Annotated in this window: 13 protein-coding genes; 12 read left to right on the forward strand and 1 reads right to left on the reverse strand. The window is 41.7% G+C overall.

The window, feature by feature from the left end:
• Positions 1-276 precede the first annotated feature (276 nt).
• The 11 genes from AC4II3_RS29345 (at position 277) to AC4II3_RS29395 (ending at position 4,906) form a co-directional block, all read left to right on the forward strand.
• Positions 277-633: a type II toxin-antitoxin system RelE/ParE family toxin gene (locus AC4II3_RS29345; protein WP_488015144.1), complete on the forward strand. Its 357-nt coding sequence runs from the start codon at positions 277-279 to the stop codon at positions 631-633.
• The gene (locus AC4II3_RS29350) at positions 626-928 is read left to right on the forward strand and encodes a helix-turn-helix domain-containing protein (protein WP_488015146.1); all 303 of its coding nucleotides are present in this window, start codon (positions 626-628) and stop codon (positions 926-928) included. The genes AC4II3_RS29345 and AC4II3_RS29350 overlap by 8 nt, the downstream gene beginning before the upstream one ends.
• Positions 929-967: 39 nt before the next feature.
• Positions 968-1,345, forward strand: coding sequence for an element excision factor XisI family protein (locus tag AC4II3_RS29355; protein ID WP_488015148.1), 378 nt, complete (start codon positions 968-970; stop codon positions 1,343-1,345).
• A gap of 36 nt (positions 1,346-1,381) precedes the next feature.
• Entirely contained in the window at positions 1,382-1,606 is a 225-nt protein-coding gene (locus AC4II3_RS29360; protein WP_488015150.1) for a hypothetical protein, read from the forward strand.
• Positions 1,596-1,973, forward strand: a complete 378-nt coding sequence (locus AC4II3_RS29365) for a type II toxin-antitoxin system VapC family toxin (RefSeq protein ID WP_293085290.1) — start codon at positions 1,596-1,598, stop codon at positions 1,971-1,973. The genes AC4II3_RS29360 and AC4II3_RS29365 overlap by 11 nt, the downstream gene beginning before the upstream one ends.
• 302 nt (positions 1,974-2,275) lie before the next feature.
• On the forward strand, positions 2,276-2,716 hold the full coding sequence (locus AC4II3_RS29370; protein ID WP_488015152.1) for a helix-turn-helix domain-containing protein: 441 nt from the start codon (positions 2,276-2,278) through the stop codon (positions 2,714-2,716).
• 50 nt (positions 2,717-2,766) lie between these two features.
• Complete coding sequence (locus AC4II3_RS29375) at positions 2,767-3,333, forward strand: transposase (protein WP_488015154.1); 567 nt, start codon at positions 2,767-2,769, stop codon at positions 3,331-3,333.
• Positions 3,334-3,666: 333 nt separating this feature from the next.
• Positions 3,667-3,969, forward strand: coding sequence for a type II toxin-antitoxin system Phd/YefM family antitoxin (locus AC4II3_RS29380; protein ID WP_488015155.1), 303 nt, complete (start codon positions 3,667-3,669; stop codon positions 3,967-3,969).
• An 88-nt stretch (positions 3,970-4,057) separates the two neighbouring features.
• Entirely contained in the window at positions 4,058-4,273 is a 216-nt protein-coding gene (locus tag AC4II3_RS29385) for a type II toxin-antitoxin system HicB family antitoxin (protein WP_293102167.1), read from the forward strand.
• On the forward strand, positions 4,270-4,494 hold the full coding sequence (locus AC4II3_RS29390; protein WP_293067266.1) for a type II toxin-antitoxin system HicA family toxin: 225 nt from the start codon (positions 4,270-4,272) through the stop codon (positions 4,492-4,494). Before AC4II3_RS29385 ends, AC4II3_RS29390 begins: the two co-directional genes overlap by 4 nt.
• Before the next feature lie 187 nt (positions 4,495-4,681).
• Positions 4,682-4,906, forward strand: coding sequence for a hypothetical protein (locus tag AC4II3_RS29395; RefSeq protein WP_488015156.1), 225 nt, complete (start codon positions 4,682-4,684; stop codon positions 4,904-4,906).
• A gap of 60 nt (positions 4,907-4,966) precedes the next feature.
• Here AC4II3_RS29395 and AC4II3_RS29400 read toward each other — a convergent pair whose 3' ends face one another.
• The gene (locus AC4II3_RS29400) at positions 4,967-5,539 is read right to left on the reverse strand and encodes a Uma2 family endonuclease (protein WP_488015158.1); all 573 of its coding nucleotides are present in this window, start codon (positions 5,537-5,539) and stop codon (positions 4,967-4,969) included.
• Between the two features lie 508 nt (positions 5,540-6,047).
• On the opposite strand from AC4II3_RS29400, the gene AC4II3_RS29405 reads away from it, so the two are divergent.
• A complete protein-coding gene (locus tag AC4II3_RS29405; protein ID WP_488015160.1) occupies positions 6,048-8,117 on the forward strand; it encodes a prolyl oligopeptidase family serine peptidase in 2,070 nt (689 codons plus the stop codon).
• Positions 8,118-8,275: the final 158 nt, after the last annotated feature.

Genomic DNA, 8,275 nt, shown 5'->3' on the forward strand with positions numbered 1-8,275 from the left:
CTCCCAGGAGGGGAACGGGAATCGGGAATCGGGAATCGGGAATCGGGAATCGGGAGTAGGGAAGAGGGAATAGGGAGCAGGGAGCAGGATTTTCGAGCACTCTTACCGATCAGCATAAATCTGTAATTGGGATAAAAATCATACCAATTTGCGATCGCGAATTCCCATCCATTCCGAAAAAGCGATGCTCCAAAAGAGCCCCTAAAAGCGAACGAACTTTCTTCTAGTGTTGTCTTTTTATGCCAAATAAGGTATAATATTTGGTGAGGTAAGCTGATGACAAATAAAGTAATTTACTGGCTTGGCTCTTCTAGAGAAGAATTATCGGATCTTCCCAAGGAAGCACGGCGGAAGGCTGGTTTTCAATTGAGAGCTATCCAAAGGGGTCAAAAACCTACAGATTATAAGCCGATGCCCACAATTGGCAAGGGAGTTGAAGAGATTCGCATTTGGACCGGAGAAGCCTATCGGATTTTCTATGTGGCTAGATTTGAAGAGGCAATTTATGTACTTCATGTTTTCCATAAAAAAACACAGAAGACCTCAAAGCGGGACATTCAACTAGGACAGAAGCGTTATCAGGAGATGGTTCAGTTTAGAAAGGAACAAAAGGATAAACATAAAAATGACTGATGAAAAAACCGTCAACGTCCTGTTAGGGGACGACAATGTATTTAAAGATTTGGGATTTGAGGCAGAAGAAGCAATGAATCTCAAGGTAAGAGCGGATCTGATGTTAGATTTACGTTCCTATATTCAGGAGCGGGGATGGACTCAAAATGAGGCAGCAGAGTTTTTGGGAGAAACCCAACCGAGGATTAGTAATTTAATGAATGGTGAAATTAGTCGATTCAGTGTGGATAAGTTAATTAATTTGCTAGGAAAAGTAGGGATGGAAGTGAAGGTAAAAGTCGTCCCGAAAGTTTGATAGCTGACCGCTTAATGCTTACAGTGAGGTGATTGAGCAATGGAGAGATTAAAGCATTATCGTGAAATTGTCCAGGAAGTTTTAACAGAGTATCATCAGATCAATGAAAAATCTGGTTCTACCACTGAAAGTGCTTTAGCTTTTGATCAGCTACAGGATCAGTATCTTTTGTTGCTGATGGGTTGGTGGAAAGATGAACGGATTAAGAGTGTGATGATTCATATCCGTTTAAAGGATGACAAGATTTGGATTGAGGAAGATTGGACCGAGGATGGGGTGGCCACAGATTTGTTACAGAAGGGGATATCACCAGAGGAGATTGTTTTAGCATTTCATCCACCTCATCTGAGACAATATACTGAATTTGCTCCTCAAGTAGCGGAACGCACTATGCTAATAGAGGATCAATCGCGCTAAGATAAGCTAAGGTAAAGTCCACTCATTCTACTGGCAATGGAAGTTCTAAAACTGACCACTAAAACTGATGAATCTGGTTGTTTAAAGCTTACTATTCCGACCCCTTTAAGGGCAGTTGAGGTTAACGTTGTTCTTGTTTTAGATCCAGTTTCATCAGTTGAGAAGCAGGAATTAAACTATGATTTTTCTGATTTGGTGGGGCGATTAACCTTTGGGGGAGATGCGGTAGAAATGCAAAGGAATCTAAGGGATGAGTGGTAATCGGTATTTCCTCGATACAAATGCAATTGTAGCCCTACTGCAAGGAAATACTCAACTAATTCAATTATTACAAAATGCTGAGTGGATCGGGATTTCAGTTATTAGCCAAATTGAGTTTCTGGCGTTTTCTGGGCTAGCGGAAAGCGATTGCCAACTTTTTCAACAGTTTCTTCAGCGAGTAGAGGTGATCGGTTTAGTGTCGATTGACACTGGGTTGATTGAGAAAATTATTGAAATTCGCCAGCAATATAGGTTGAAATTGCCCGATGCTATAATTGCGGCGATGGCTATACAAAATTCTGCCAGTTTGGTGACCGCTGATCAAGAATTTGCGAAGGTAACGGTTTTAACAGTAATTAATTGGTAGCGACTGCCCTATATAGCACTACGCATTAAGGTGTTTGACATTGATACAAGCAGCAAACGCTAAGTAGTAGGACAAAAATAAACAGTACTATATTAATTTTTGTAAAGAAAAGTCAGCGATAGGCCTAACTGCACGGTCCGGGAAAGCCAAGTGCGCTTAAGTCCTATAGCGAAAGGATCGGAGGTGGAAAAATAAATCAAGTATAGATTGCCGACTCAAATCCAATGAGAATTAATCTTTTTTTAATTTTTGGATTCAGGCAATTGTGAGATGATAAGAGAAAGATTTGGAGTCGGCGCTCAATGTCATCTCCCCCTTTAAGAGTATTTTTAACTAAGGCTCAAGACATAACTTTATTTGAATTAAGTAAAGCTGACAAAATTCCCCAAAGAACAAGAGATAGGGCTTCAGCCCTGAGACTCTCATCTATGGGATGGAAAGTGAAAAAAATAGCGATTTATTTGAATTGTTCAATTCAAACAGTTAGAGAAATAATACATAGATGGGAAAAGAGGGGATTAACAGGATTGTGGGATGCTCCCCGGTCAGGAAGAAAAAAGAAATGGACGACAGAAGATTTAGCAATAATAGAGCAAAAATTAGAGACAGAGTCAAGAGCCTATAGCAGTAATCAGCTTTGTAATTTTCTAGAGAATGAAAAAAAAATTAATCTAAGTGAGCGTCATCTAAGAAGAATTCTAAAAAAAAACTATATAGATGGAAAAGAACGAGAAAATCTCTGAAAGGAAAGCAAAATAGTCAGCAAGTAGCCATCAAGAGAAATGATTTAGAAATGCTGGAAATCTCAGCAGCAGTGGGAGAAATTTGTTTAAAATATTTAGATGAGTCCGGCTTTAGTTTATGGGCGGAAAGCTTGTACACTTGGATTAAAATTGGAACTCAAAAAAGAATTGAACAGGGTAAAAAAAAAGGAAAAAGATTAAATATATGTGGACTATTAGAAAGAGGAAAAAGTTTTGAGTATGGATTGGCTTTCAAAAGTTTTAAAAGCGAAAGTTATATCAAATTAATGAATTGGCAAGCAGTACAAGCAGAAGAAAGATTAAAGAAAACTGGAAAAATAACTGTTGTTGTTCAAGACCAAGGTTCTATTCATACAAGTAAATTAACAAAATCTAATTATGATAAATGGGAGAGTCTTGGACTCTATATATTCTTATTACCTAGTTATTCTCCTGAACTCAATCGAATTGAGAACGAGTGGCAACGACTGAAAGAAGATGAATTAGCTGGTCAAATGTTTGAGGATGAATACGAATTGGCACTCGCTGTAATGGCAGGTATTCAGACAAGACAAAATCGGAATGGATTGGCGGTCAAAAGATTTAGATTTAATTAATGTTTTAGGTTTGATTTAAGAAATTTACTGGATAATTAATGACTCTCATCTGCTAAGTATTCTGTCATTTTACTTCGGTCTGCTTCTGGTTATATAGAAGTGATTTAATTGGTTTAATGGCCGGTTTTTTTAAAGATTTTTACGATTTTAAACTGCTCTAGCTCTTGCTTTTTTAAAATTGACATCAGGTCACGTAATGTTAGACTTATCGCTCCTTTACAAAAATTAATACAGTACGATTTATTTTTGTCCGACTACTTATTATGGATACCATTAGACAAAACAGTTTCAAGTTATTAACATCAAATTATCAAATAATTTCTTAAAACTATCATGTTTAGTCTGAGTGACATCCATCCCCTCTCAGAATTCCAACGGGGCGCTAAAGCCTTTATCCCAAGGCTCAAAGAAACTAAAGCACCAATGGTTATTACTGTTAATGGCAAAGCTGCTGCAGTTGTTCAAGATGCTGAAAGCTATCAGCAACTTCTCGATAGAATTGAATTGCTTGAGTCTATTGCGGGCATCCGAAAGAGTATTGAGGAGTTTGAGCAAGGAGAAGGGATTCCGTTAAAGGAAGCATTTCAGCAGCTCCAGGAAAAATATGGCCGACCAGAAATTACCTCACCTATTTAGGAAATCCTATAAAATGCTATAATTTGATTAGATAGTAAATATTGCTTAGCAAAATATACTATCTCTATTAAATGAATTTAAATCAAAAATGAGTCGAGAATTTAATGTAATTATCGAGCGCGATGCTGATGGCTACTTTGTAGCTTCTGTTCCCACTCTTAAAGGGTGTCATACCCAAGCAAAATCTTTGGATGAATTGATGGAGCGTATTCGAGAAGCGATCGCCCTTTGTTTGGAATTTGAAGAAAATGTAGAAGATTCCCTTGACTTCGTTGGTGTACAGCGAGTTGCAGTGGAAGTATGAGTCAATTACCAAGTTTAACTGGACGGGAAATTATCGCAGCACTGGAGAAAGCAGGGTTTACAGTGGCGAGGGTACGTGGAAGTCACCATATTTTAATTCATGATGACGGACGTAGAACCGTCATCCCGGTACATTCTGGTGAAACTATTGGGCGTGGTTTATTGTCCCAAATATTGCGTGACACTCAGCTTAGTCGTGAGGAATTCAGGGAATTGTTGTGATGGCTGTGTTAATCCACTACAAGATTGACCGTAGGTCACGCTACGCTCCGGAAGCGAACGGCGATTAGCCCAAAGGGCTAAAACTTTGCGATGCTCTTTTGGAGCCGCTAAAAGCGAACGCACTATGCTAATAGACGAGCAATCGCGCTAAGATAAGCTAAGGTAAAGTCCACTCATTATACTGGCAATGGAAGTTCTAAAACTGACCACTAAAACTGATGAATCTGGTTGTTTAAAGCTTACTATTCCGACCCCTTTAAGGGCAGTTGAGGTTAACGTTGTTCTTGTTTTAGATCCAGTTTCATCAGTTGAGAAGCAGGAATTAAACTATGATTTTTCTGATTTGGTGGGGCGATTAACCTTTGGGGGAGATGCGGTAGCAATGCAAAGGAATCTAAGGGATGAGTGGTAATCGCTATTTTCTGGATACAAATGCAATTGTAGCCCTACTGCCACGCTGATAGCTTACTTCTCAATCCCAAATCTCATCCATCTTGAGCACAAACCCAGGTAAAACTGGCTCACCACTCACCGTCGCTGGATTGTCCAGCTGTTCAACTTCCGCCCCAAGACGATATACATAAACTTGGCGCTGATCTGGGTCAATCAGCCAACCGAGCAAAGTCCCATTTGACCTATACTCTGCCATTTTGTCTTGCAAGTTTTTCAGGCGATCACTTCCAGAACGTAGCTCAATCACAAAATCAGGGCATAGGGGTACAAACTTCTTTCGTTGTTCTTTAGTTAGGGATTCCCACCTCTCTAGCTTGACCCAAGCAACATCAGGAGAACGATTGGCTCCATTGGGAAGTATAAAGCCAGTAGAAGAATCAAAACCTTTTCCTGTACCATCTTGGCATACCCAATTACCAAACTGAACAATCAAGTCAAAATTGCGACCGCCAGTTTCCCCTCCTGTAGGAGTGCTAATAATAAGCCTTCCATCTTGGTCCCGTTCGATCCGTAACTCCCGATTAAGCTGACAAAAAGCAAAGAATTCCTCATCACTCATATCAAAAGCGGGACGAGTCTTTAGCTGTGACATACTCCCGACGTTGCCCTAACGGGACAACGCGGGCTTCTTACCAACTCCACCCAACGGTTCGGATACTCGGTAAGCTTTACTAACGACACGGGATGCCCCTCCGCGCCGGAACAATACAAAAAGTTCTATAACCAAAGTACTGCTAGAATTTTACCCATCCACAGACAACTCAAATTATCAAGTTTTTTTTCTGGATGGAACCCTATATTCCAGGTTTTCAAGGTACAGGAACGTAGGTGGCGGTTAGCTCTTAATTTGTTTTCCCTACTATCGGTAGTATATCACATTGACAACTCCGCTATCGCCTTTGGCGACGCTCCGCGAACGCGACCTTGTCCCGCTATCATCCCGACGTTACAATTTCCACCCTTATCCCTCTACCTTCTTATTAGCCTTATTATAGATTTTAGATCAATTCGCGAACAGCCCTATAGCTACCCATGTTATCCCACCTTTACCTACATAATAGAAACGTTAAACTAGAAACGCTGCTTCACCATCTGCGACCATGCCATCTACCAGTCAACCCCTGAACTATCCCAAAAGCCGCAAAGCCGACCAAGTCGATGATTACCACGGTACTCTAGTAGCTGACCCTTACCGGTGGCTAGAAGACCCAGATTCAGAGGAAACTAAGGCTTGGGTAGAAGCACAAAATCAAGTCACCTTTGGTTATCTCAGCGAAATACCAACACGGGAAACACTTAAGCAGCGCATCACCAAGCTATGGAATTACGAGAAATATAGCACTCCGTTTAAAAAAGGCGATCGCTACTTCTATTTCAAAAACGATGGTCTCCAGAACCAAAGTGTTCTCTACACCTTGACCTCCCTTGATGCTGAACCAACCCTATTACTTGACCCCAATACCCTTTCAGAAGATGGTACCGTTGCCCTATCAGGTTTAGCCTTTAGTAAAGATGGCAAGCTGCTAGCCTATGGTCTGTCTAGGTCTGGTTCTGACTGGCAAGAGTGGCAAGTGCGGGAGGTAGAAACCGGTCTTGACCTCTCGGATCAGATTAAGTGGGTAAAGTTTTCTGGGGCATCTTGGACTGACGACAATCAAGGTTTCTTCTATAGCCGCTTCGATGAACCCAATGAAGCCACTAAGTTAGAAGACCTGAATTATTATCAAAAGCTCTATTACCATAAGCTAGGAACACCCCAGTCAGAGGATAGTCTGATTTATGAGCGCCCTGACCAGAAAGAATGGGGTTTCAGTGGTCGAGTTACTGAAGATGGTAATTATCTGATCATTACAGTCTTCCTGGGTACTGACCCCAAAAATCTGGTGTTTTATAAAAATTTGCAAGACCCAGATTCCCCAGTTGTGGAACTCATTAAGGAATTTGATGCCAGCTATAGCTTCATCGGGAATGATCAATCAGTATTTTGGTTCAGCACAGACTTAGATGCCCCTCGCAGTCGAGTCATTGCCATAGATACTAATCATCCTGCTCAGGCACAGTGGCAAGAAGTAATTCCCCAAGCCGATGAAACCCTAGAAGGTGTAGGCTTACTCAACAACCAATTTGTGGCGGATTACCTCAAAGATGCTCACTCCTCCATCAAAATTTTTGACCTAGATGGTTCCTTTGTACGGGAAGTCGAATTACCTGGTATTGGTTCCGTTGGTGGTTTCAATGGGTTACGTTATGATACTGAAACCTTCTACAGCTATACCAGCTTCACCACCCCTGCAACCATCTATCGCTACGACATGGTCAGTGGGGAAAGTACGATTTTCCGGCAGCCCCAGGTAGACTTTAATCCCGATGACTACGAGACCAAACAAGTTTTCTACCCTAGCAAAGATGGCACCCAAGTGCCTATGTTTATCACCCACAAGAAGGGATTGCAGTTAGATAGCAATAACCCCACTTACCTCTATGGCTACGGCGGCTTTAATATCTCCATAACCCCCAATTTCTCCATTAGCAATCTGGTATGGATGGAAATGGGAGGTGTTTATGCTGTTGCCAATCTCCGTGGTGGCGGTGAGTATGGGGAAGATTGGCACCAATCTGGCACAAAACTCAACAAGCAAAATGTATTTGATGATTTTATAGCGGCAGCGGAGTGGCTAATTGGTGCTCAGTACACCTCACCACAAAAATTAGCGATCGCAGGCGGTAGCAATGGGGGATTATTGGTGGGTGCTTGCATGACTCAGCGTCCAGACTTATTCGGTGCAGCCCTACCAGCAGTGGGAGTACTAGATATGTTGCGCTTCAATAAGTTTACCATTGGTTGGGCCTGGTGTTCCGATTACGGTTCCCCAGATAACCCAGAAGAATTTAAAGCCCTTTACGCCTATTCCCCATTACACAATCTCAAACCAGGAACCGCTTATCCCGCTACCCTGATTACCACCGCTGACCATGATGACCGGGTTGTTCCAGCCCATAGTTTCAAATTTGCCGCAGCCTTGCAGGAGGCCCATGAAGGGGAACAACCAGTGTTAATTCGGATTGAGACCAAAGCAGGCCATGGTGCAGGGAAGCCCACCAGTAAGATAATTGAGGAGATTGCTGATAAGTGGGCGTTCTTACTCAGAACCCTAGAGGTAGACGTTTAGCTTCCTCCGCTAGACATGCCCCACACCTCAATGCGCATTGAGGTGTGGGGCATGTCTAGCGGAGCTGGAACTCTGATAAACAGCCTGAAAAACGTTATAATAAAAATAGCAGGGAAGACAAATTAAGAGCTAACCGCCACCTGCGTGTTTAAAAATAG

Source organism: Moorena sp., assembly GCF_982860115.1.

Bases quoted from the DNA above. Each gene is read 5' to 3' on its own strand.
- AC4II3_RS29345 (WP_488015144.1), top strand. From the start codon at position 277: ATGACAAATAAAGTAATTTACTGGCTTGGCTCTTCTAGAGAAGAATTA.
- AC4II3_RS29350 (WP_488015146.1), top strand. From the start codon at position 626: ATGACTGATGAAAAAACCGTCAACGTCCTGTTAGGGGACGACAATGTA.
- AC4II3_RS29355 (WP_488015148.1), top strand. From the start codon at position 968: ATGGAGAGATTAAAGCATTATCGTGAAATTGTCCAGGAAGTTTTAACA.
- AC4II3_RS29360 (WP_488015150.1), top strand. From the start codon at position 1,382: ATGGAAGTTCTAAAACTGACCACTAAAACTGATGAATCTGGTTGTTTA.
- AC4II3_RS29365 (WP_293085290.1), top strand. From the start codon at position 1,596: ATGAGTGGTAATCGGTATTTCCTCGATACAAATGCAATTGTAGCCCTA.
- AC4II3_RS29370 (WP_488015152.1), top strand. From the start codon at position 2,276: ATGTCATCTCCCCCTTTAAGAGTATTTTTAACTAAGGCTCAAGACATA.
- AC4II3_RS29375 (WP_488015154.1), top strand. From the start codon at position 2,767: ATGCTGGAAATCTCAGCAGCAGTGGGAGAAATTTGTTTAAAATATTTA.
- AC4II3_RS29380 (WP_488015155.1), top strand. From the start codon at position 3,667: ATGTTTAGTCTGAGTGACATCCATCCCCTCTCAGAATTCCAACGGGGC.
- AC4II3_RS29385 (WP_293102167.1), top strand. From the start codon at position 4,058: ATGAGTCGAGAATTTAATGTAATTATCGAGCGCGATGCTGATGGCTAC.
- AC4II3_RS29390 (WP_293067266.1), top strand. From the start codon at position 4,270: ATGAGTCAATTACCAAGTTTAACTGGACGGGAAATTATCGCAGCACTG.
- AC4II3_RS29395 (WP_488015156.1), top strand. From the start codon at position 4,682: ATGGAAGTTCTAAAACTGACCACTAAAACTGATGAATCTGGTTGTTTA.
- AC4II3_RS29400 (WP_488015158.1), bottom strand. From the start codon at position 5,539: ATGTCACAGCTAAAGACTCGTCCCGCTTTTGATATGAGTGATGAGGAA.
- AC4II3_RS29405 (WP_488015160.1), top strand. From the start codon at position 6,048: ATGCCATCTACCAGTCAACCCCTGAACTATCCCAAAAGCCGCAAAGCC.